This is a genomic window from Pseudomonas sp. St290, assembly GCF_018325805.1.
Classification (GTDB): domain Bacteria; phylum Pseudomonadota; class Gammaproteobacteria; order Pseudomonadales; family Pseudomonadaceae; genus Aquipseudomonas; species Aquipseudomonas bijieensis.
Genome location: NZ_AP014703.1, coordinates 5,466,095 through 5,487,959, shown reverse-complemented (window position 1 = coordinate 5,487,959; position 21,865 = coordinate 5,466,095). Strand labels below are relative to the sequence as shown.

At 62.6% G+C, this 21,865-nt stretch carries 16 protein-coding genes; 10 read left to right on the top strand and 6 right to left on the bottom strand.

The genetic code is table 11. The annotated features are described in order from the left end of the window. Positions 1–22: 22 nt before the first annotated feature. The 3 genes from PBDP_RS23930 to PBDP_RS23920 are packed head-to-tail and all read right to left on the bottom strand — an operon-like array spanning position 23 to position 2,376. The gene (locus tag PBDP_RS23930; protein ID WP_109754759.1) at positions 23–388 is read right to left on the bottom strand and encodes a DNA polymerase III subunit chi; all 366 of its coding nucleotides are present in this window, start codon (positions 386–388) and stop codon (positions 23–25) included. Between the two features lie 8 nt (positions 389–396). Further along, entirely contained in the window at positions 397–825 is a 429-nt protein-coding gene (locus PBDP_RS23925; protein ID WP_109754758.1) for a DNA polymerase III subunit chi, read from the bottom strand. A gap of 60 nt (positions 826–885) precedes the next feature. Next, positions 886–2,376, bottom strand: a complete 1,491-nt coding sequence (locus PBDP_RS23920; RefSeq protein ID WP_212801412.1) for a leucyl aminopeptidase — start codon at positions 2,374–2,376, stop codon at positions 886–888. A gap of 315 nt (positions 2,377–2,691) precedes the next feature. Between PBDP_RS23920 and lptF the strand changes: the two genes are divergently transcribed. The 8 genes from lptF to pdxJ all read left to right on the top strand — a co-directional run bounded on the left by lptF (position 2,692) and on the right by pdxJ (position 11,161). Further along, a complete protein-coding gene (lptF, locus tag PBDP_RS23915) occupies positions 2,692–3,813 on the top strand; it encodes an LPS export ABC transporter permease LptF (protein ID WP_109754756.1) in 1,122 nt (373 codons plus the stop codon). After that, on the top strand, positions 3,806–4,867 hold the full coding sequence (gene lptG, locus PBDP_RS23910; protein WP_109754755.1) for an LPS export ABC transporter permease LptG: 1,062 nt from the start codon (positions 3,806–3,808) through the stop codon (positions 4,865–4,867). Before lptF ends, lptG begins: the two co-directional genes overlap by 8 nt. A 213-nt stretch (positions 4,868–5,080) precedes the next feature. Continuing rightward, entirely contained in the window at positions 5,081–6,880 is a 1,800-nt protein-coding gene (gene lepA, locus PBDP_RS23905; protein ID WP_109754754.1) for a translation elongation factor 4, read from the top strand. Positions 6,881–6,885: 5 nt separating this feature from the next. Then, positions 6,886–7,740 carry a signal peptidase I gene (gene lepB, locus PBDP_RS23900; protein WP_109754753.1) on the top strand — a complete coding sequence of 285 codons (855 nt, stop codon included), beginning with the start codon at positions 6,886–6,888 and terminating at the stop codon, positions 7,738–7,740. A 184-nt stretch (positions 7,741–7,924) separates the two neighbouring features. Then, positions 7,925–8,614 carry a ribonuclease III gene (rnc, locus tag PBDP_RS23895; RefSeq protein WP_109754752.1) on the top strand — a complete coding sequence of 230 codons (690 nt, stop codon included), beginning with the start codon at positions 7,925–7,927 and terminating at the stop codon, positions 8,612–8,614. Further along, complete coding sequence (gene era, locus PBDP_RS23890; RefSeq protein ID WP_109754751.1) at positions 8,607–9,509, top strand: GTPase Era; 903 nt, start codon at positions 8,607–8,609, stop codon at positions 9,507–9,509. Before rnc ends, era begins: the two co-directional genes overlap by 8 nt. Positions 9,510–9,678: 169 nt before the next feature. Further along, positions 9,679–10,368, top strand: a complete 690-nt coding sequence (recO, locus tag PBDP_RS23885; protein ID WP_116833386.1) for a DNA repair protein RecO — start codon at positions 9,679–9,681, stop codon at positions 10,366–10,368. Positions 10,369–10,417: 49 nt separating this feature from the next. Continuing rightward, positions 10,418–11,161, top strand: coding sequence for a pyridoxine 5'-phosphate synthase (gene pdxJ, locus PBDP_RS23880; protein ID WP_109754749.1), 744 nt, complete (start codon positions 10,418–10,420; stop codon positions 11,159–11,161). A 215-nt stretch (positions 11,162–11,376) separates the two neighbouring features. Here pdxJ and mltF read toward each other — a convergent pair whose 3' ends face one another. Continuing rightward, complete coding sequence (gene mltF, locus PBDP_RS23875; RefSeq protein ID WP_212801411.1) at positions 11,377–12,837, bottom strand: membrane-bound lytic murein transglycosylase MltF; 1,461 nt, start codon at positions 12,835–12,837, stop codon at positions 11,377–11,379. Positions 12,838–13,125: 288 nt separating this feature from the next. Here mltF and purL point away from each other — a divergent pair, with 288 nt between their 5' ends. Beyond that, positions 13,126–17,022 carry a phosphoribosylformylglycinamidine synthase gene (gene purL / locus PBDP_RS23870; RefSeq protein WP_109754747.1) on the top strand — a complete coding sequence of 1,299 codons (3,897 nt, stop codon included), beginning with the start codon at positions 13,126–13,128 and terminating at the stop codon, positions 17,020–17,022. A gap of 4 nt (positions 17,023–17,026) precedes the next feature. Beyond that, positions 17,027–17,338, top strand: coding sequence for a YqfO family protein (locus PBDP_RS23865; RefSeq protein WP_109754746.1), 312 nt, complete (start codon positions 17,027–17,029; stop codon positions 17,336–17,338). Positions 17,339–17,596: 258 nt separating this feature from the next. Here PBDP_RS23865 and nagE read toward each other — a convergent pair whose 3' ends face one another. Both nagE and ptsP read right to left on the bottom strand, forming a co-directional pair. Beyond that, complete coding sequence (gene nagE / locus PBDP_RS23860; protein ID WP_212801410.1) at positions 17,597–19,312, bottom strand: N-acetylglucosamine-specific PTS transporter subunit IIBC; 1,716 nt, start codon at positions 19,310–19,312, stop codon at positions 17,597–17,599. A gap of 33 nt (positions 19,313–19,345) precedes the next feature. After that, positions 19,346–21,859 carry a phosphoenolpyruvate--protein phosphotransferase gene (ptsP, locus tag PBDP_RS23855; RefSeq protein WP_212801409.1) on the bottom strand — a complete coding sequence of 838 codons (2,514 nt, stop codon included), beginning with the start codon at positions 21,857–21,859 and terminating at the stop codon, positions 19,346–19,348. Positions 21,860–21,865: the final 6 nt, after the last annotated feature.

Here is a 21,865-nt window from a genome sequence, read left to right as displayed (position 1 = left end):
GTTCACAATGAGGCTGAGGACGTTACTCGTACTGACTCAACAACCGCTCCATCCGCGCATCCAGCCGGCGCTTGATCTCGGTCTCGATATGCGGGGCGAAGTCGTCGATGACGTCTTGCAGGATCAACTGCGCCGCAGCGCGCAATTCGCGGTCCAGGTGCAGCAGGGCGTCGGGCCCCTTGGCTTCGGCCTTGGCAGCCGGCTTGGGTTCAGGCTGGCCGTTGATCGGCTCGAACAGCAGGGGGATCTGTTCGTCATGCACCACCTCGTGCACGACCGTATCGGTCAGCAGCGGCGGTTGCAGGTTATCGTCACCGAGCAACTGGCGGATCGATTCGAGGTCATCCAGCAGGTGCGCGGGCTTTTGTGGCGGTTTTGGAGTGTCCATCGTAGGGCTCAGAGTCGCTGTAAACGGTGGTCTTGCAGAGGATAGCCCTGTTCGCGGTAGAAACGGAAACTCTCCCGCGCGGCTTGTCGGATGGCCGGGTCTTCGACCACCACTTCCGCCACGCGGGCGAAGCGCTGGGCAAAGGCCGGTACTTTCAGGTCGAGGTTGACCAGCAGGTCCTGATGCGGGCCGCAGTCATTCCCCAGCCCCAGCACGATCAACCCTTCGGGTTCGTTTTCGGCCGGGCCGTGGGGCACGAAGCTCTCGCCCTTGAATGCCCACAGGCGTGCGTCCAGGTCCTCGCGCTGGGCGGCATCGCTGCAATGCAGGTAGATGCTGTGTCCCATGCGCCAGGCCTTTTCAACAAGCTTGCAGGCGAAATCCAGCCGCGCCGACGGATCGGCGCTGGGCAGGATATAGAAATCGACTTTGGTCATTGCGGTTCCTGAGCCGTCGATGACGTCACCCGAGAGCGACGCCAACGACGGTCATTGGTGTCAGGCCTTGGCGCGGTCCAGCAGGTACTGGGTCAGCAGGGGCACCGGACGACCGGTGGCACCCTTGTCCTTGCCACCGCTGGTCCACGCCGTGCCGGCGATGTCCAGGTGCGCCCAGTTCAGGTTCTTGGTGAAGCGCGACAGGAAGCACGCCGCCGTGATGGTCCCGGCTTTCGGGCCGCCGATGTTGGCAATGTCGGCGAACGGGCTGTCCAGCTGTTCCTGGTACTCGTCGAACAGTGGCAACTGCCAGGCGCGGTCGTCGGCCTGTTGGCCGGCACTGAGCAATTGGCCGATCAGTTCGTCGTTGTTGCCCAGCAGGCCCGAGGTGTGGGAGCCGAGGGCGACGATGCAGGCGCCGGTCAGGGTCGCGATGTCGATCACCGCTTGCGGCTTGAAGCGCTCGGAGTAGGTGAGGGCGTCACACAGCACCAGGCGGCCTTCGGCGTCGGTGTTGAGGATTTCCACGGTCTGGCCGCTCATGGTGGTGACGATGTCGCCCGGACGCGAGGCCGTGCCGCTGGGCATGTTCTCGGCGCAAGCCAGGATGCACACCAGGTTGATCGGCAGTTGCAGTTCGAGCACGGCGCGCAGGGTGCCGAACACGCTGGCGGCACCGCCCATGTCGTACTTCATCTCATCCATGTTGGCGCCCGGCTTGAGGCTGATGCCGCCGGTGTCGAAGGTGATGCCTTTGCCGACCAGTGCGTACGGCTTCTCGGATTTCTTGCCGCCGTTATATTGCATGACGATCAGGCGCGGCGGCTGGGCGCTGCCCTGGCCGACGGCATAGAACGAGCCCATGCCCAGGTCCTTGATCTTCTTCTCGTCGAAGACTTCGACCTTCAGGCCCTTGAACTCCTTGCCCAGTGCCTTGGCCTGTTCGCCGAGGAATGTCGGATGGCAGATGTTTGGCGGCAGGTTGCCCAGGTCGCGGGTGAACGCCATGCCATTGGCAATCGCGGTGGCGTGGGTCACGGCACGCTGGACCTCAGCCTGGGCGGCCTTGATGGTCAGCAGGGTGATTTTTTTCAGGGCGCGGGGTTCGGCCTTCTGGCTCTTGAACTGGTCGAACTGGTATCCGCCATCCACCAGGGTCTCGGCCAACAGGCGGTTCTTGCCGTAGCTGTCGCGGCCCTTGATTACCAACTCGTCCAATGCCAGTGCCGCATCACTGCCGCCCAAGCCCTTGAGTGTGCCCAGTACGCCGGCGATGATTTTACGGAACGGACGGTCGCCCAGTTCGGCGTCCTTGCCCACGCCCACCAGCAGCACGCGATCGGCCTTGAGGTTGGGCAGGTTGTGCAGTAGCAGGCTCTGACCGACTTTGCCGGCCAGGTCGCCGCGCTTGAGCACGGCACTGATGGCACCACCGCTAAGGGTATCGAGCTGGGTGGCGGCCACGCCGAGCTTGCGGTTTTCACCGACGGCGACTATCAGCGTGGCGGTTTTCAACGTTTCTGGGCTGACGCTTTTTACAACCAGTTCCATTTCCGGATCCCTGAGTCAATGGTCAAGAGGCCAGGCGCCGAGGCAATGGCGCGCTGAGCAAGCTTCTTCTATATAAAAGAAGCGCCGGTTTTTGCCGGCGACAAAGGCCGCAGTTTGAACCCCGGCGCCCGAGCCTGACAACCCTCGGCACCCTTAAGTTTTTTGGCTTTAAGTGCCGGCTTAAAGCGTGCGAAGTGACAGGCGCCTCCAATCACAGGATAATGCGGCTCTTTTTTCGGCGGCTCGCGTTGGCGGGCCGACTCGATACGTTTGCTTGTTTGGCCGCCTTAGCCTGACAACCCTGGAGTGTCTGGTTTGATCGTCTTTCGTTATCTATCCCGCGAAGTATTGCTGACCCTGAGCGCCGTGAGCGCCGTGCTGCTGGTCATCATCATGAGCGGACGCTTCATCAAATACCTTGCCCAGGCGGCCTCCGGTGCCCTGGATCCGGGCTCGCTGTTCCTGATCATGGGGTTCCGCCTGCCGGGCTTCTTGCAGTTGATCCTGCCGTTGGGGTTGTTCCTCGGCATCCTGCTGGCCTACGGGCGCTTGTACCTGGACAGCGAAATGACCGTGCTGTCGGCCACTGGCATGAGCCAGCAACGGCTGTTTCGCATGACCCTGTTCCCGGCCACGTTGGTGGCACTGGTGGTGGCCTGGCTGAGCCTGAGCCTGGCCCCCCAGGGCGCCAACCAGTTCCAATTGCTGATCAACCAGCAGGACGCCATGACCGAGTTCGACACCCTGGTGCCGGGGCGTTTCCAGGCCTTGCGCGACGGTACGCGTGTGACCTACACCGAACAGCTCTCAGACGACCGGATCGACCTGGGCGGTGTCTTCATTACGCAAAAGAACCTGTCTTCGGACACCAAGAAGGACCGTGGCATTTCCGTGCTGGTGGCCGAGAAGGGCCGCCAGGAAATCAATCCCGACGGCAACCGCTACCTGATCCTGCAGAATGGCTATCGCTATGACGGCAAGCCCGGGCAGGCCGATTACCGGGCCATCAAGTACGACACCTATGGCGTGCTGTTGCCCAAGCCCGAGGTCAGCAACGAAGTCACCGACCGCGACGCGATGACCACCGCCAGCCTGCTGGGCAACAAAGACATTCGCGCCCGTACCGAGCTGCAATGGCGCCTGTCCTTGCCGCTGCTGGTGTTCATCGTGACTCTCATGGCGGTCCCGCTGTCGCGGGTCAATCCGCGCCAAGGGCGTTTCCTCAAGCTGCTGCCGGCGATTCTTTTGTATATGGCTTACCTGACCATCCTGATTTCCGCCCGTGGCGCCCTGGAAAAGGGCAAGATTTCGCCGACGCTGGGCTTGTGGTGGGTGCATGGCATCTTCCTGGCCATCGGCCTGGGGCTGCTCTATTGGGAACCACTGCGCCTGAAGCTGGCCAGTCGCCGCAGCGCGCTGGAGGTGGCCCGTGGTTAAACTCGATCGCTACATCGGCAGCAGTGTGTTCATGGCGATCCTCGCGGTGCTGGGGATCATCCTAGGCCTGGCGACCCTGTTTGCCTTCATCGATGAAATGAGTGACGTCAGCGACACCTACACGCTGACGGACGTGGCGAGCTACGTGCTGCTGACCGCGCCGCGGCGTTTGTATGACATGTTGCCGATGGCCGCGCTGATCGGCTGCCTGATCGGCCTGGGCAGCCTGGCCAGCAACAGTGAGCTGACCATCATGCGCGCCGCCGGCGTGTCCATTGGTCGGATCGTCTGGGCGGTGATGAAGCCCATGCTGGTGCTGATGCTGGTGGGCGTGCTGATTGGCGAATACATCGCCCCGGCCACCGAAAATACCGCTCAGGCCAACCGTTCCCTGGCCCAGGGCGGCGGTGATGCGCAAAGTGCCAAGCACGGCCTGTGGCACCGCCAGGGCGACGAGTTCATCCACATCAACTCGGTCCAACCCAACGGCATCCTCTATGGCGTGACCCGCTATCGTTTCGACGACCAACGGCACATGCTCTCGTCGAGCTTCGCCAAGCGCGCCAACTTTGCCGAGGATCACTGGCAATTGAGCGATGTCACCACCACCCTGTTCCATGACAAGCGCACCGAAGTGGTCGCCGCCGCGCAAGAGCGTTGGGACGTGTCGATCAGCCCGCAGTTGCTCAGCACCGTGGTGATGGCGCCAGAATCCCTGTCGATTACCGGTTTGTGGGGCTATATCCACTATCTGGCGGACCAGGGCCTGAACAACGGCCGCTATTGGCTGGCTTTTTGGGTCAAGGTGTTGCAACCGCTGGTCACCGCCGCGCTGGTGCTCATGGCGATTTCCTTCATCTTCGGCCCACTGCGTTCGGTGACCCTGGGGCAGCGGGTGTTCACCGGCGTGCTGGTGGGCTTCACCTTCCGTATCGCCCAGGATCTGCTGGGGCCTTCGAGCCTGGTGTTCGGCTTCTCGCCGCTGTTCGCGGTGCTGGTGCCGGCCGGCGTCTGTGCGCTGGCAGGGCTCTGGCTGCTGCGTCGGGCCGGTTGAACACGCACCTGTAGCAGGGGCTGTGGGAGCAGGGCTATGTGGGAGCAAGCTGTGGGAGCAAGGCTTGCCCGCGATGAAGCCCCTGCGGTCTTCCATAGATCGGGGGGCGGCTGTTTCGCGGGCAAGCTTTGCTCCCACTTGCGCGCTGTATCAGGTACAATTCCCGGCTATTTTTCGGCGGGCCATGCCTGCAGCCTTTTTGAGTGTTGATCCGTGAGTGATTTGAGTCATATCCGCAATTTCTCCATCATCGCCCACATTGACCATGGCAAGTCGACGCTGGCTGATCGCTTCATCCAGATGTGCGGCGGCCTGGCCGAGCGTGAAATGGAGGCCCAGGTCCTGGACTCCATGGATCTGGAGCGTGAGCGCGGGATCACCATCAAGGCCCACAGCGTTACCCTCTACTACAAGGCCCGCGACGGCATCACCTATCAGCTGAACTTCATCGATACCCCAGGCCACGTCGACTTCACCTATGAAGTCAGCCGGTCGCTGGCGGCCTGTGAAGGTGCGTTGCTGGTGGTCGATGCCGGCCAGGGCGTCGAGGCCCAGTCGGTCGCCAACTGCTACACGGCCATTGAGCAGGGCCTGGAAGTCATGCCGGTACTGAACAAGATCGACCTGCCTCAGGCCGATCCGGACCGCGTGAAGGAAGAAATCGAGAAAATCATCGGCATCGACGCCACCGATGCGGTCACTTGCAGCGCCAAGACCGGCCTGGGCGTGGATGAAGTGCTCGAACGCCTGGTCACCACCATTCCCGCGCCAACCGGTAACATCGAAGATCCGCTGCAAGCGTTGATCATCGACTCCTGGTTCGACAACTACCTGGGCGTGGTCTCCCTGGTTCGCGTGCGCCATGGCCGCGTGAAGAAGGGCGACAAGATCCTGGTCAAGTCCACCGGCAAGATCCACCTGGTGGACAGCGTCGGTGTGTTCAACCCGAAACACACCGCCACCGTTGACCTGAAGGCCGGTGAAGTGGGCTTCATCATCGCGGGTATCAAGGACATCCACGGGGCGCCGGTCGGCGACACCCTGACCTTGAGCTCCACCCCCGACGTCGATGTGCTGCCAGGTTTCAAACGCATTCAGCCGCAGGTCTATGCCGGCCTGTTCCCGGTCAGCTCCGACGACTTCGAGGATTTCCGCGAAGCCCTGCAAAAGCTGACCCTGAACGACTCGTCCCTGCAATACACCCCGGAAAGCTCCGATGCCCTGGGCTTCGGCTTCCGTTGCGGATTCCTGGGCATGTTGCACATGGAAATCATCCAGGAGCGCCTGGAGCGCGAGTACGACCTGGATCTGATCACCACGGCGCCGACGGTAATCTTCGAGTTGCTGCTCAAGAACGGCGAAACCCTCTACGTCGACAACCCGTCCAAGCTGCCGGACCTGTCGGCCATCGAGGACATGCGCGAACCGATCGTGCGGGCCAACATCCTTGTGCCTCAGGAGCACCTGGGCAACGTCATTACCCTGTGCATCGAGAAGCGCGGCGTGCAGCACGATATGCTGTTCCTCGGCTCGCAGGTCCAGGTGACCTACGACCTGCCGATGAACGAAGTGGTGCTGGACTTCTTCGACCGCCTCAAATCCACCAGTCGCGGCTATGCTTCGCTGGACTATCATTTCGATCGTTACCAATCGGCTAATCTGGTGAAGCTGGATGTGCTGATCAACGGTGAGAAAGTCGATGCCCTGGCATTGATCGTGCACCGTGACAACGCGCACTACAAAGGTCGTGCATTGACCGAGAAGATGAAGGAACTGATTCCGCGGCAGATGTTCGATGTGGCAATCCAGGCCGCCATTGGTGGGCAGATTGTGGCGCGTACAACCGTCAAGGCGCTCAGAAAGAACGTATTGGCCAAATGCTACGGCGGCGACGTCAGCCGTAAGCGCAAGCTGTTGGAAAAGCAGAAGGCCGGTAAAAAACGCATGAAGCAGGTCGGTAACGTGGAAATTCCACAGGAAGCCTTCCTTGCGGTGCTCAGGTTGGATAGTTAGGTCCTATGTCGCTAAATTTCCCGCTGTTGCTGGTTATCGCCGTGTTTGTCTGCGGCTTGTTGGCGTTGCTTGATCTGTTGTTCCTGGCGCCTCGGCGCCGGGCGGCCATCGCCTCTTATCAGGGCAGCGTCAGCCAGCCTGATGGTGTGGTGATCGAAAAGCTCAACAAGGAACCGTTGCTGGTCGAGTACGGCAAGTCGTTCTTCCCGGTGCTGTTCATCGTGCTGGTGCTGCGTTCGTTCCTGGTGGAACCGTTCCAGATCCCGTCCGGCTCGATGAAGCCGACCCTGGACGTGGGCGATTTCATCCTGGTGAACAAGTTTTCCTACGGGATCCGTCTGCCGGTGATCGACAAGAAAGTCATCGAGGTCGGTGACCCGCAACGCGGCGATGTGATGGTGTTCCGCTTCCCGAGCGACCCGAACGTCAACTACATCAAGCGTGTCGTCGGCCTGCCGGGCGACACGGTCCGCTACACCGCCGATAAGCGTCTGTTCGTCAATGGCGAATCGGTGGCCGAACAGTTGCTTGGCTCCGAGCCTGGTACGCTGGGCAGTGCCGAGCTCTACCGGGAAAAACTCGGCGAGGCCGAGCACCTGATCCGCAAGGAAATGAGCCGCTACCGCGCCACGCCGGACCATTCGTGGACCGTGCCGGCGGGGCACTACTTCATGATGGGCGACAACCGCGACAACTCCAACGACAGCCGTTACTGGGATGATCCGAACATTCCCAAGGACATGCTGGGCATGGTCCCCGACCGGAATATCGTCGGCAAGGCCTTTGCGGTCTGGATGAGCTGGCCGGAACCCAAACTCAGTCACCTGCCGAATTTCTCGCGGGTTGGCCTGATCAAGTAATCACACACGGCGCTGTTGAACACAGCGCCGAATGCTTTTCTGGAGCCTGCACAAGGTTGCCCGAAGGCATGAAGCCAACGATAGTCAGGACGTCATTTTTGAACACAGCGTTAATTGTCCCAAGCCGACGGCGCCTCGCCGCCGTAGCGGTGGAATCCAGCCACGAACTCAGCGTGGGTAAACCGTGAGCGTTTCTCTAAGCCGTCTCGAGCGCCAGCTCGGCTACACCTTCAAGGACCAGGACCTGATGCTCCTGGCCCTCACTCACCGCAGTTTTGCCGGGCGCAACAACGAACGCCTGGAATTCCTCGGTGATGCCATCCTCAACTTCGTGGCGGGCGAAGCGCTGTTCGAGCGTTTCCCGTTGGCTCGCGAAGGCCAGTTGTCGCGTTTACGCGCGCGCTTGGTAAAAGGTGAGACCCTGGCCGTACTGGCTCGTGGTTTTGACCTGGGCGAATACCTGCGCCTGGGCTCCGGTGAATTGAAAAGCGGCGGTTTCCGTCGTGAGTCGATTCTGGCCGACGCCCTGGAAGCATTGATTGGCGCGATCTACCTGGATTCAGGCATGGAAATGGCGCGCGAACGCGTGCTGGCCTGGCTGACCTCCGAGATCGACAGCCTGACGCTGGTGGACACCAACAAGGACCCGAAGACCCGTTTGCAGGAATTTTTGCAATCGCGCAGTTGCGAGTTGCCGCGCTACGAAGTCGTGGATATCCAGGGTGAGCCGCATTGCCGTACCTTCTTCGTCGAATGCGAAGTTGTCCTATTGAATGAAAAAAGCCGGGGTCAGGGTGTGAGTCGTCGTATTGCCGAACAGGTAGCGGCCGCCGCAGCACTGATTGCCCTGGGTGTGGAGAATGGCAATGACTGATACAACCGTCACCCGCTGCGGCTACGTCGCCATTGTCGGTCGGCCGAACGTGGGCAAGTCCACGTTGCTGAACCACATCCTGGGCCAAAAGCTGGCGATCACTTCGCGCAAGCCCCAGACCACTCGCCACAATATGCTTGGCATCAAGACCGAAGGCGCCGTGCAGGCGATCTACGTTGACACCCCTGGCATGCACAAGGGTGGCGAGAAGGCCCTGAACCGTTACATGAACAAGACCGCTTCGGCGGCGTTGAAAGACGTCGACGTGGTGATCTTCGTGGTCGACCGCACCAAGTGGACCGAAGAAGACCAGATGGTCCTCGAGCGTGTCCAGTACGTCACCGGTCCGCTGATCGTGGCGCTGAACAAGACCGACCGCATCGAAGACAAGGCAGAGCTGATGCCGCACCTGTCCTGGTTGCAGGAACAGTTGCCGAACGCCCAGATCATCCCGATCTCCGCCCAGCACGGCCATAACCTCGACGCGCTGGAGCGGGTGATTGCCGAGCACCTGCCGGAAAACGATCACTTCTTCCCCGAAGACCAGATCACCGACCGCAGCAGCCGTTTCCTCGCCGCCGAGTTGGTGCGCGAGAAAATCATGCGCCAGATGGGCGCCGAGCTGCCGTACCAGATCACCGTCGAGATCGAAGAGTTCAAGCAGCAGGGCAGGACCCTGCACATCCATGCGTTGATCCTCGTCGAACGTGACGGCCAGAAGAAAATCATCATTGGCGACAAGGGCGAGCGCATCAAGCGCATCGGCACCGAGGCGCGCAAGGACATGGAACTGCTGTTCGACTCCAAGATCATGCTCAACCTGTGGGTCAAGGTGAAGGGCGGCTGGTCCGACGACGAGCGGGCGTTGCGGTCGTTGGGTTACGGCGACCTGTAATCCTTCTGGGATACATGAATTCCATTGTGGGAGCGAGCCTGCTCGCGATAACGGTCTGTCAGTCAACATCTTTGTTGAATATCAGTCCCTCATCGCGAGCAGGCTCGCTCCCACAGTGGTTTGTGGTTGTCAGTAAAATTGTGCTTGCTCATTGAGAACCGCGATCCCCATGCCCCCAACCCAACCCATCGCCCAACCCGCCTACGTCCTGCACTCGCGCGCCTACCGCGAAAGCAGCGCCCTGGTGGATTTCCTCACGCCGCAAGGGCGGCTGCGGGCGGTGTTGCGTGGGGCGCGGGGCAAGGCCGGGACGCTGGCGCGGCCATTCGTGCCGCTGGAAGTCGAATTCCGCGGACGAGGCGAGTTGAAGAATGTCGGGCGCATGGAAAGCAACGGCGTGGCGGCGTGGCTCAACGGCGAGGCACTGTTCAGCGGTTTGTACCTCAACGAACTGCTGATCCGCCTGCTGCCCGCCGAAGATCCCCACCCGGCCGTCTTCGACCACTACGCCGCCACGCTGCTGGCCCTGGCCGAAGGCCGTCCTCTGGAGCCGCTGTTGCGCTCGTTCGAATGGCGGCTGCTGGATGACTTGGGCTATGGCTTCGCGCTGAACACAGACCTGCACGGCGACCCCATCGCGGCCGACGGTCTGTACCGTTTGCAGGTGGATGCCGGCCTGGAGCGGGTCTACCTGCTGCAACCGGGGCTGTTCAATGGTGCTGAGCTTCTGGCCATGGCCGAGGCCGACTGGAGTGCGCCAGGCGCCTTGTCGGCGGCCAAGCGCCTGATGCGCCAGGCCCTGGCCGTGCATCTGGGCGGTCGGCCGCTGGTCAGTCGCGAGCTGTTTCGCAAGCCCTGATCTACCCGTATGCTGTGGGCCGAATACTTGTCCCTTCAGGAGCCTTTTCGTGAGCACCAGCAATCGCATTCTTCTCGGCGTGAACATCGACCATGTCGCCACCCTGCGCCAGGCCCGCGGTACGCGCTACCCGGATCCGGTCAAGGCCGCACTGGACGCCGAAGAGGCGGGCGCCGACGGCATCACCGTGCATTTGCGTGAAGACCGTCGCCACATCCAGGAGCGCGACGTGCTGCTGCTCAAGGATGTGCTGCAAACCCGCATGAACTTCGAAATGGGTGTGACCGAAGAAATGATGGCGTTCGCCGAGCGCATCCGCCCAGCGCACATCTGCCTGGTACCGGAGACGCGCCAGGAACTGACCACCGAAGGCGGCCTCGACGTAGCGGGGCAGGAGTCGCGGATCAGCTTGGCAGTGGAACGCCTGTCGAAGATTGGTGCCGAGGTGTCGCTGTTCATCGATGCCGACGAACGGCAGATAGAAGCTTCCAAACGTGTCGGCGCGCCCGCCATCGAACTGCACACCGGCCGTTATGCCGATGCCGAAACCCCCACGGACGTGGCCGATGAGCTGCAGCGCGTGGCCGACGGTGTCGCCTTCGGCCTGGCCCAGGGTCTGATCGTCAACGCCGGCCATGGCTTGCACTACCACAACGTCGAAGCCGTCGCGGCGATCAAGGGCATCAACGAACTGAACATCGGCCACGCGCTGGTGGCCCATGCGTTGTTCGTCGGGTTCAAGTCGGCTGTGTCGGAAATGAAAGCGCTGATCCTGGCTGCCGCCAGATCCTGAACCCATCCCATAACCCCATGTGCCGGCTCACTTGGGCTTGCCTGATCCACTGTGGCGAGGGGATTTATCCCCGCTGGGCTGCGCAGCAGCCCTAAAACCCGGCGCCTCGATGTGTCAGGCAGATTGAGTTGACCTGTCCTGGGGCCGCTTCGCGCCCCAGCGGGGATAAATCCCCTCGCCACAGGTTCATCACAGCATCAGGAGTTGTGTACAGCTTATAGCGGCGGGGTTTCCTGGTTCGGCTTGCTCTTGTCCACACCCGGCACGTGAAGATTGCCCTCGGCCACCTGATTGCCTTCGAGCTGTGGCTGCGTCACCCAGGTCAGGATGTCGTAGTAGCGACGGATGTTCGCCACGAAATGTACTGGCTCGCCGCCCCGGGCGTAGCCATAGCGGGTCTTGCTGTACCACTGTTTCTGCGACAGGCGCGGCAGGATTTTCTTCACATCCAGCCACTTATTCGGGTTCAGCCCTTCCTTGGCCGCCAGTTTGCGGGCGTCGTCCAGGTGACCGCTGCCCACGTTGTAGGCGGCGAGGGCGAACCAGGTGCGGTCCGGCTCCTCGATGCTCTCGTCCAGTTGATCCTTCATGTAGGCCAGGTACTTGGCGCCGCCCATGATGCTCTGCTTCGGATCCAGACGGTTGGACACGCCCATGGCTTGGGCGGTGTTCTGGGTCAGCATCATCAGGCCGCGCACGCCGGTCTTGGACGTCACCGCCGGTTGCCACAGCGATTCCTGGTAGCCGATCGCGGCCAGCAGGCGCCAATCGACTTTCTCCTGCTTGGCGTAAGCCTTGAAATGCTGTTCGTATTTGGGCAGCCGCTGCTGCAAATGCTGGGCGAACGTGGTGGCGCCCATGTAACCGAGGACATCGACGTGCCCGTAATAACGGTCCTTGAGGCGTTGCAGCGTGCCGTTCTTCTGCACCTTGTCGAGGTAGCTGTTGATTTCGTTGAGCAGGCTGTTGTCTTCGCCGGGGGCCACTGCCCAGCTCTGGCTACGGGCGTCGCCCAGATCGAAGGCCACGCGCACGTTGGGGAAGTACACCTGGTTCATCGCCACTTCGTTGGAGTCCACCAGGGTCAGGTCGATCTGGCCTTCGTCGACCATGCGCAACAGGTCGACCACTTCAACCGCGTCGGACTCTTCGTATTCGATGCCCGGATACTGCTGCTTCAACTGCGCCAGCTGTTCGGCGTGGCTGCTGCCCTTGAGCACCATGATCTTCTTGCCGGCCAGGGCGGCGGCATCGGTGGGGCGCGACTGGCCGTTGCGGTAGATGACCTGCGGGGTGACTTCCAGGTAGGGATGGGAAAACCGCACCTGCTTTTTGCGTTGCTCGCTGCTGACCAGGCCGGCGGCGGCCAATACCGGGCCGTTGGGCTTGCCGATCTGGCTGAACAGGTCGTCGAGGTTGTCGGCGGTCTCTATCTTCAGTTCCACCCCCAAATCGTCGGCGAAGCGCTTCACCAGCTCGTATTCGAAGCCGGTTTCACCGTTACGATCCTCAAAGTAGGTGGCGGGGCTGTTTCGGGTGACCACCCGCAGCACGCCATCCTCCTTTACGCGCTCCAGTGTGTTGGGTTTCTCAACACAACCACTGAGCACCAGGAAGAGTCCGGTTGCGATCAGCCATCTGGCATATCGCGGACGCAAAGCCGTTGGGGAAAACATCTGCGCAGTATACGCAAACGGCCCCTACCGCCATATCTCGACAGCAAAAGGCCAGTCTGCTAGCCATTGCAAAACATGTCCGCAGCGCAGGCCGGCCGGCGCGCGGCGGGCTTTGCGTCGCTGAAAAATATCTCTTCGCGAGCATGGGTACCGCTGTCCAGTAGCGCCGTGCAAGCAAAGACCGACATTCGGCTCGCACCGCCCGTGCCGTTTCGGGTGCCGTTGCCGGCGGTTTAGGCTAGAATGCACGGCCTCAAAGCACACCCCCTTCCCGAGGCTGTCCCGAAGATGTTGATCCTGCGCGGCGCTCCTGCCCTTTCTGCCTTTCGCCACAGCAAACTCCTTGAGCAACTGAGCCAGAAGGTTCCGGCTGTCAGTGGCTTGTATGCTGAATTCGCTCACTTCGCCGAAGTCACCGGCGGTTTGACCGGCGACGAACAGCAGGTGCTCGCGCGCCTTCTGAAGTACGGTCCCAGTGTTCCCGTCCAGGAGCCGGCCGGTCGTCTGTTCCTGGTACTGCCGCGTTTCGGCACCATTTCGCCATGGTCGAGCAAGGCCAGCGATATCGCCCGCAACTGCGGCCTGGCGAAAATCCAGCGCCTGGAGCGCGGCATTGCGTTTTATGTCGCCGGTGAGTTCAGCGAGGCCGAGGCCCAGTTGATTGCCGATGGCCTGCATGACCGCATGACCCAGGTCGTGCTGGGTAACCTGGAGCAGGCTGCCGGCCTGTTCAGCCACGCCGAACCCAAGCCGCTGACCGCTATCGACGTGCTGGGCGGCGGTCGTGCCGCGCTGGAAAAAGCCAACGCCGAACTGGGCCTGGCCCTGGCCGAAGACGAGATCGATTACCTGGTCAATGCTTTCCAGGGCTTGAAGCGCAACCCCCATGACATCGAACTGATGATGTTCGCCCAGGCCAACTCCGAGCACTGCCGCCACAAGATCTTCAACGCCAGTTGGGACATTGATGGCCAGAGCCAGGAAAAAAGCCTGTTCGGCATGATCAAGAACACCTACCAGATGCACAACGAAGGTGTGCTCTCGGCCTATAAGGACAACGCCGCGGTGATCGTCGGCAACGTCGCCGGGCGTTTCTACCCGAACCCTGAGACCCGCCAGTACGGTGCGGTCCAGGAGCCGGTGCACATCCTGATGAAGGTCGAGACCCACAACCACCCGACCGCCATCGCCCCATTCCCGGGCGCGTCCACCGGTTCCGGTGGCGAGATCCGTGACGAAGGCGCCACCGGTCGCGGTGCCAAGCCCAAGGCAGGCCTGACCGGCTTCACCGTATCGAACCTGCAGATCCCTGGCTTCGAACAGCCGTGGGAAAAGCCTTACGGCAAGCCTGAGCGCATCGTCAACGCCCTCGACATCATGATCGAAGGTCCCCTGGGGGGCGCGGCGTTCAACAACGAATTCGGCCGTCCGGCCCTGACTGGCTATTTCCGTACTTTCGAACAGTCCATCAGCACCCCGCGTGGTGAAGAAGTTCGTGGTTACCACAAGCCGATCATGCTTGCCGGCGGCATGGGCAACATCCGCGCCGAACACGTGCAGAAAGGCGAAATCGTGGTCGGCTCCAAGCTGATCGTCCTCGGTGGCCCGGCCATGCTGATCGGCCTGGGCGGCGGCGCCGCTTCCTCCATGGCCACCGGCACCAGCTCGGCGGACCTGGACTTCGCTTCGGTCCAGCGGGAAAACCCGGAAATGGAACGCCGTTGCCAGGAAGTCATCGACCGTTGCTGGCAGTTGGGCGAACACAACCCCATCAGCTTCATCCACGACGTCGGCGCCGGCGGCCTGTCCAACGCCTTCCCGGAACTGGTCAACGACGGTGGCCGTGGCGGCCGCTTCGAATTGCGCAACATTCCGAACGACGAGCCGGGCATGGCCCCGCACGAAATCTGGAGCAACGAATCCCAGGAGCGTTATGTCCTGGCGGTCGGCCCGGCTGACTTCGAGCGCTTCCAGGCCATCTGCGAACGCGAGCGCTGCCCGTTCGCCGTGGTGGGTGAGGCCACTGCCGAGCCACAACTGACCGTCACCGACAGCCACTTCGGCAACAGCCCGGTGGACATGCCGCTGGAAGTGCTGCTGGGCAAAGCCCCGCGCATGCACCGTTCGGCCGTTCGTGAAACCGAGTTGGGCGACGATTTCGATCCGTCCACCCTCGACCTCGCCGAGTCCATCGAGCGCGTGCTGCATCACCCGGCCGTGGCGAGCAAAAGCTTCCTGATCACCATCGGCGATCGCACCATCACCGGCCTCGTGGCCCGCGACCAGATGGTCGGCCCGTGGCAAGTGCCGGTGGCCGACGTGGCCGTGACCGCCACCAGCTTCGACGTCTACACCGGCGAAGCCATGGCGATGGGCGAGCGCACGCCGCTGGCGCTGCTGGATGCTCCGGCGTCGGGCCGCATGGCGATTGGCGAGACCCTGACCAACATCGCGGCTTCGCGCATCGGCAAGATTTCCGACATCAAGCTGTCGGCCAACTGGATGTCCGCCGCCGGCCACCCGGGTGAAGACGCCCGCCTGTACGACACGGTCAAGGCCGTCGGCATGGAGCTGTGCCCGGAGCTGGGCATCACCATTCCGGTGGGTAAGGACTCCATGTCCATGGCCACGCGCTGGAACGACGAAGGCGTGGACAAGAGCGTGACCTCGCCGCTGTCGCTGATCGTGACCGGTTTCGCGCCAGTCACCGATATCCGCCAGACCCTGACCCCGCAACTGCGCATGGACAAGGGCACCACCGACCTGATCCTGATCGACCTGGGCCGTGGCCAGAACCGCATGGGCGCCTCGATCCTGGCCCAGGTACACGGCAAGCTCGGCTCGCAAGCACCGGACGTCGATGATGCCGAAGACCTGAAGGCGTTCTTCGCCGTCATCCAGGGCCTCAACGCCGACGGTCACCTGCTGGCCTACCACGACCGTTCCGATGGCGGTTTGCTGACCACCGTGGTGGAAATGGCGTTTGCCGGCCACTGCGGCCTGAGCCTGACCCTCGACAGCGTCGCCGAATCCACCGCTGAAATCCCGGCCATCCTGTTCAACGAAGAGTTGGGCGCGGTGATCCAGGTTCGCCAGGACGCTACCCCGGACATCCTCGCTCAGTTCAGCGCCGCTGGTTTGGCCGACTGCGTCTCGGTGATCGGCCAGCCGATCAACAACGCCCACATCAACATCACCTTCAACGGCGATACCGTCTTCGAAGGCCAGCGCAGCCTGTTGCAGCGCCAGTGGGCGGAAACCAGCTACCAGATCCAGCGTCTGCGCGACAACGCCGACTGCGCCGAGCAGGAGTTCGACGCGCTGCTGGAAGAAGACAACCCGGGTTTGAGCGCCAAGCTCAGCTACGACGTCAACCTCGACGTGGCCGCGCCTTACATCAAGAAAGGCATTCGCCCACAAGTGGCGGTCCTGCGCGAGCAGGGCGTCAACGGCCAGGTGGAAATGGCGGCGGCGTTCGACCGTGCCGGTTTCAGCGCGATCGACGTGCACATGAGCGACATCCTCGCCGGTCGTGTCGACCTGAACGACTTCAAGGGCATGGTCGCTTGCGGCGGTTTCTCCTACGGTGACGTGCTGGGTGCCGGTGAGGGCTGGGCCAAGTCGGCACTGTTCAACAGCCGCGCTCGCGATGCGTTCCAGGGTTTCTTCGAACGTACCGACAGCTTCACCCTCGGCGTGTGCAACGGTTGCCAGATGATGTCCAACCTGCACGAACTGATCCCGGGCAGCGAGTTCTGGCCGCACTTCGTGCGCAACCGCTCCGAGCAGTTCGAAGCGCGCGTGGCGATGGTCCAGGTCCAGGAATCGAACTCGATCTTCCTGCAGGGCATGGCCGGTTCGCGCATGCCGATCGCCATCGCCCACGGTGAAGGCCATGCCGAATTCGAAAGCGAAGAAGCGCTGCTCGAAGCCGACCTGTCCGGTTGTGTGTCGCTGCGTTTCGTCGACAACCACGGCAAGGTCACCGAAACCTACCCGGCCAACCCGAACGGCTCGCCGCGCGGAATCACCGGCCTGACCAGCCGCGACGGTCGCGTCACGATCATGATGCCGCACCCCGAGCGCGTATTCCGCGCGGTGCAGAACTCGTGGCGTTCGGACGACTGGAACGAAGACGCGCCATGGATGCGCATGTTCCGCAACGCCCGCGTCTGGGTGAACTGAGGCGGTGTACAAGCTCTGCTTCTTCGTCCCGGCCAGCCACCTGGACGTGGTCAAAAGCGCCGTATTCGCCGCCGGTGGCGGGCGGATCGGCGACTACGACCACTGCGCCTGGCAAGTGCTGGGCCTGGGCCAGTTCCGCCCGTTGGACGGCAGCCAGCCGTTCATTGGCGAAGCGGGCCAGGTCGAGCAGGTCGAGGAGTGGAAGGTGGAGCTTGTCGTTGCCGATGAGTTGATCCGTGCGGTGGTGGTGGCGTTGAAGCAGAGCCATCCCTACGAGACACCGGCGTATGAAGTGTGGCGGTTGGAGGATTTCTGATCCTCCGGCCGTTGAATGAGAAACCCGCTGATTGATTCAGCGGGTTTTTTTATTGTTGTGGCGAGGGGATTTATCCCCGCTGGGCTGCGAAGCAGCCCTAAACTCGGCACCTCGGTGTGTCAGGCAAATTGAGTTTGGTTGTTTTGGGGCTGCTGCGCAGCCCAGCGGGGATAAATTCCCTCGCCACAGGGGGTGGTCTGTCAGATGTGTTGGGTGTGTGCAGGCCTCATCGCGAGCAGGCTATCAGGCAACGAAAATTCAGGCTTTGACACCCGCCTGACGGCTCAGCACCACCGCCTCCAACGCCCGCCACAACCCCGGTGCTTTCTCCCCCAGCAGCAAGTGCCAGACTCCACCGTCCAACGGGCTCACTCCCTGGCAACCCAGTGTCTTGAGTTGGCTCTCCGACAACCCTTGGCCATCGGCCAGTCGCACCCGTAACCGGCTCGTCGCCACGCAATCGAGCTGCAACACATTGCCAGCGCCACCCAGCGCATCCAGCCACTGCTGCGCTTCGACCCCGGACACGGCGGTTGGTGCAGCAGGCTCAACCAGCGCAACCACGGGCGCAGTGGCAGGACGGGCAGAAGAGGGCAGGGCCAAGCGGATTTCATCGGCAATGCTGTCGGCCATCGGCCCGACCACTACCTGCAAGCTCCCACCATTGCCGGGACGCACCACGGCCATGGCGCCAAGGGCTTTGAGTTGCGTGTCGGACGCTTTGTTGCGATCGACCATGTCCAGGCGCAGCCGTGTGGTACAGGCGCCGACGGTGATCAGATTGTCCGCACCACCCAAGGCCTGGATGTAGGCCTTGGCGCGCTGGTTCTGGGCGATGACCGGTTTGTCCCCGGCCGGCACGTCTTCACGCCCCGGGGTCTTCAGGTCGAAGCGGCGAATGCAGAAGTCGAATACAACGTAATAGATCACCGCATAGACCAGGCCCACCGGTACCACCAACCAACCGTTACTGGACTTGCCCCAACCCAGGACCATGTCGATGAAACCGCCGGAGAAGGTGAAGCCCAGGCGAATGTTCAGCCAATCGGTGATCGCCATCGACAGCCCGGTGAGCAAGGCATGCAGCAGGAACAACAATGGCGCGAGGAACATGAAGGCGAATTCCACCGGCTCGGTGACCCCGGTGAGAAACGACGTCAGCGCCATGGACAACAAAATCCCGCCCATGACTTTGCGCCGCTGGGGCGGGGCATTGCGGTACATCGCCAGGCACGCGGCGGGCAGGCCGAAGAGCATTACCGGGAACATGCCGGTCATGAACTGGCCGCCATTGGGGTCGCCGGCAAAGTAGCGAGTCAGATCGCCCGTGACCACCGCGCCGGTTTGCGGATCGGTGAAGCTGCCGAAGATGAACCAGGCCATGTTGTTGAGGATGTGGTGCAAACCGGTGACGATCAGCAACCGATTGAATACACCGAAGACGAACGCGCCGAAGCTGCCACTGGCCATCAGCAGTTCGCCGAAGCTGTTGATGCCCTGCTGGATCGGTGGCCAGATCAGGCCGAACACCACGCCAAGGCCGACGGCGCTGAAACCCGTGACAATCGGCACGAAGCGCCGGCCACCAAAGAACGCCAGGTACTCCGGCAGCTTGATGTCCTTGAAGCGGTTGTACAGCGCGCCGGCCAGCAGGCCACTGATGATCCCGGCGAGCATGCCCATGTTGATGCTGGCATCGAGCACTTTCAGGGTAGCGATCATCACCAGATAACCAATGGCCCCGGCCAACCCCGCCGTACCGTTATTGTCCCGGGCGAAACCCACGGCGATGCCGATGGCGAAGATCATTGCCAGGTTGGCGAAAATCGCCTGCCCGGCATCGTGAATGATGGCGATGTTCAAAAGATCGGTGTCGCCCAGGCGCAGCAACAGGCCAGCAATCGGCAGGATCGCGATCGGCAGCATCAGCGCACGGCCGAGGCGTTGCAGCCCTTCGATGAAATGCTGGTACATGGCGTCTCTCCTTTTATTGTTCTTCGACGTGGCTCAGCCCAGGGGCCAGTGTTGATGACAGGCTTGGCGCACGGCGGCGGCACTGCCCAGGTTCAGCAGCTCGGCGCTGAGGCAAGCGCACTTGACGGTGTCGAGCTGGCGCACGCGCGCCTTGATTTCAGCGATCTGCGGTGGGCTGACCGATAGCTCGCGTACGCCCAGCCCGATCAGCACGGGCGTGGCCAACGGATCGGAGGCCAAGGCGCCGCACACGCCGACCCAGCGTCCATGCTTCGCCGCGCCAGCGCAGGTCTGGGCGATCAGCCGCAGCAGTGCCGGATGCAAGGCATCGACCCGGGCGGCGAGGCCGGCGTGGTCGCGGTCCATGGCGAGGGTGTATTGCGAGAGGTCGTTGGTGCCAATGGAGAGGAAGTCGGCGTGCTCGGCCAATTGTTCGGCCAGCAACGCGGCGGCCGGCACTTCGATCATCACCCCTAGTTGCGGGCGTTCGCTCAGGCCCAGCTCGCTGGCCAAGGTATCGAGGCGCTGGCGGATGTGCAGCAGTTCGTCGACCTCGGTCACCATCGGCAGCAGGATTCGGCAGCGCTGCAGCGGACGGGTTTGCAGCAAGGCCCGCAATTGCTGGTCGAGCAGTTCCGGTCGCAACTGGGCCAGGCGAATGCCGCGCAGGCCCAGCACCGGGTTGGCTTCGGCCGGCAGCGGCAGGTAATCCAACTGCTTGTCGCCGCCGACGTCGATGGTGCGGATGATCACCGGCTTGTCGCCCATGGCATCGAGTACGGCTTGATAGGCCTGGCGTTGCTCTTCTTCGTCGGGTGCGGTGTGACGGTCGACGAAGAGGAATTCAGTGCGCAACAAGCCAACCCCGTCGGCACCGCTTGCCAGTGCCTGGGCCGCATCGCTACGGGAGGCGACATTGGCCGCCACTTCTATATTCACGCCGTCACGGGTATGCGCCGATGTGTGGGCGAGGGCCTCTTGTTGGGCGTGTTGGGTCGCTCGCCGCCGTTGTTCTTGCTGCACCTGGGCCAGGCGCTCGGCGGTTGGCGCGAGTTCGAGGCGGCCGCCGTCGGCATCCAGCACCACCGATTGCCCCGGCGTCTGTACCAGCAGTGCATCGCCCAGCGCCACCAGGCACGGCAGGCCTTTGCCTCGGGCCAGGATCGCCACATGGGAGGTTGCCCCGCCCTCAACCATGCACACACCGGCCACGCCTTGAGCGCAGAGTTGCAGCAGCTCCGACGGAGTCAGTTCCTGCGCGGCAACGATGGCGCCCGCGGGCACGTCGAATTGCCAGGCCTCGCCCAACAGCACGCGCAAGACCCGCTGGCGCAGATCGCGTAAATCATTGGCGCGCTCGGCCAGCAGCGTGCTGCCCAGTTGCTGCAGCACCTTGCACTGCACGTCGATGGAGCGGCTCCAGGCGTGGCTCGCGGCACTGCCCTGGTCGATGGCAAGGTGCGCGGCGTCGAGCAAGATCGGGTCTTCCAGCAGCGCCAGATGGGCGCTGAAAATCGCTTCTTCGTCGCGATGGCGACGGGCCTTGGCGTTTTCCAGGGTGAGCTGGATTTCGCGACGAACGTGCCCCAAGGCACTGTTCAACTGCTGCCGTTGTTCTTCGACGTTGTGGCGGCCAGCGTCCTCGGGCAATTGAATGCCATCGAGCCGAACCAACGGCCCGGCCACCAGACCGGGGGCCGCACACACACCATGCAGCACGCCGGCTTCGGCGCTACGGTGCTGGGCTTTTACCGCAGGCGCCACGGCGTGGGCTTCTTCAGCCAGGGCTGTGGATAACGTGCTCAGCAGGGCGTGCAACGCCGCCTCGGCATCGCTGCCCCGGCAACTGACGTGCACCTCTGCCTGCTCGGTAATGGCCAGGCCCATCATTCCCATCACGCTGTCGCAGGATGCCGTTTTGCCTTGGAAATGCAGCTGCGAACGGCTCTTGAAACCCTGGGCGGTCTGACGAATCAACGCCGCCGGGCGGGCGTGCAGGCCTCCGCGATGGGCGATGCGCACCTGACCGAAAACTTCGATGCCAACGGCCTGTTCTTCGTCTTGCGTCTCAGCCGGGGTCTTGGCGACGACGTGCAACAGCGGCTCGCCGACCTTCACCCCTTTGAGGGTGATAGGCCGCGCCTGGAAGTGCTCGCCGTTGGTGATGACCAACAGGCTGACCAGGCTCTTGCAGCGCAGTGCCACCTTGTCTACGTCGTAACGCAGCAGCGGCTGGCCGTTGCTGACCCGCGCGCCTTCCTTGACCAGCATGGAAAAACCCTCGCCTTGCAGCTCGACCGTGTCCAGGCCCAGGTGCAGCAGCAGTTCAGCGCCGTTGTCGGCGCGCAGGGTCACGGCGTGGCCGCTGCGGGCGACGTGGATCACTTCGCCGGCACAGGGCGCGTAGAGGGTGTCGTTCAGCGGGTCGATGGCGATTCCGTCGCCCATCGCGCCGCTGGCGAACACCGCGTCCGGGACATTGGCGAGGGTGAGCACCGGGCCGCTGAGCGGGGCGCTGAGGATCAGCTCTTTATTATTGTTGGGCATGGGGCG

Excerpts from the sequence above, each read along its gene's own strand:
- PBDP_RS23925 (WP_109754758.1), bottom strand. The coding sequence starts at position 825 with ATGACCAAAGTCGATTTCTATATCCTGCCCAGCGCCGATCCGTCGGCG.
- lepB (WP_109754753.1), top strand. The coding sequence starts at position 6,886 with ATGTCGCTAAATTTCCCGCTGTTGCTGGTTATCGCCGTGTTTGTCTGC.
- recO (WP_116833386.1), top strand. The coding sequence starts at position 9,679 with ATGCCCCCAACCCAACCCATCGCCCAACCCGCCTACGTCCTGCACTCG.
- PBDP_RS23930 (WP_109754759.1), bottom strand. The coding sequence starts at position 388 with ATGGACACTCCAAAACCGCCACAAAAGCCCGCGCACCTGCTGGATGAC.
- nagE (WP_212801410.1), bottom strand. The coding sequence starts at position 19,312 with ATGTACCAGCATTTCATCGAAGGGCTGCAACGCCTCGGCCGTGCGCTG.
- purL (WP_109754747.1), top strand. The coding sequence starts at position 13,126 with ATGTTGATCCTGCGCGGCGCTCCTGCCCTTTCTGCCTTTCGCCACAGC.
- era (WP_109754751.1), top strand. The coding sequence starts at position 8,607 with ATGACTGATACAACCGTCACCCGCTGCGGCTACGTCGCCATTGTCGGT.
- mltF (WP_212801411.1), bottom strand. The coding sequence starts at position 12,837 with ATGTTTTCCCCAACGGCTTTGCGTCCGCGATATGCCAGATGGCTGATC.
- ptsP (WP_212801409.1), bottom strand. The coding sequence starts at position 21,859 with ATGCCCAACAATAATAAAGAGCTGATCCTCAGCGCCCCGCTCAGCGGC.
- PBDP_RS23920 (WP_212801412.1), bottom strand. The coding sequence starts at position 2,376 with ATGGAACTGGTTGTAAAAAGCGTCAGCCCAGAAACGTTGAAAACCGCC.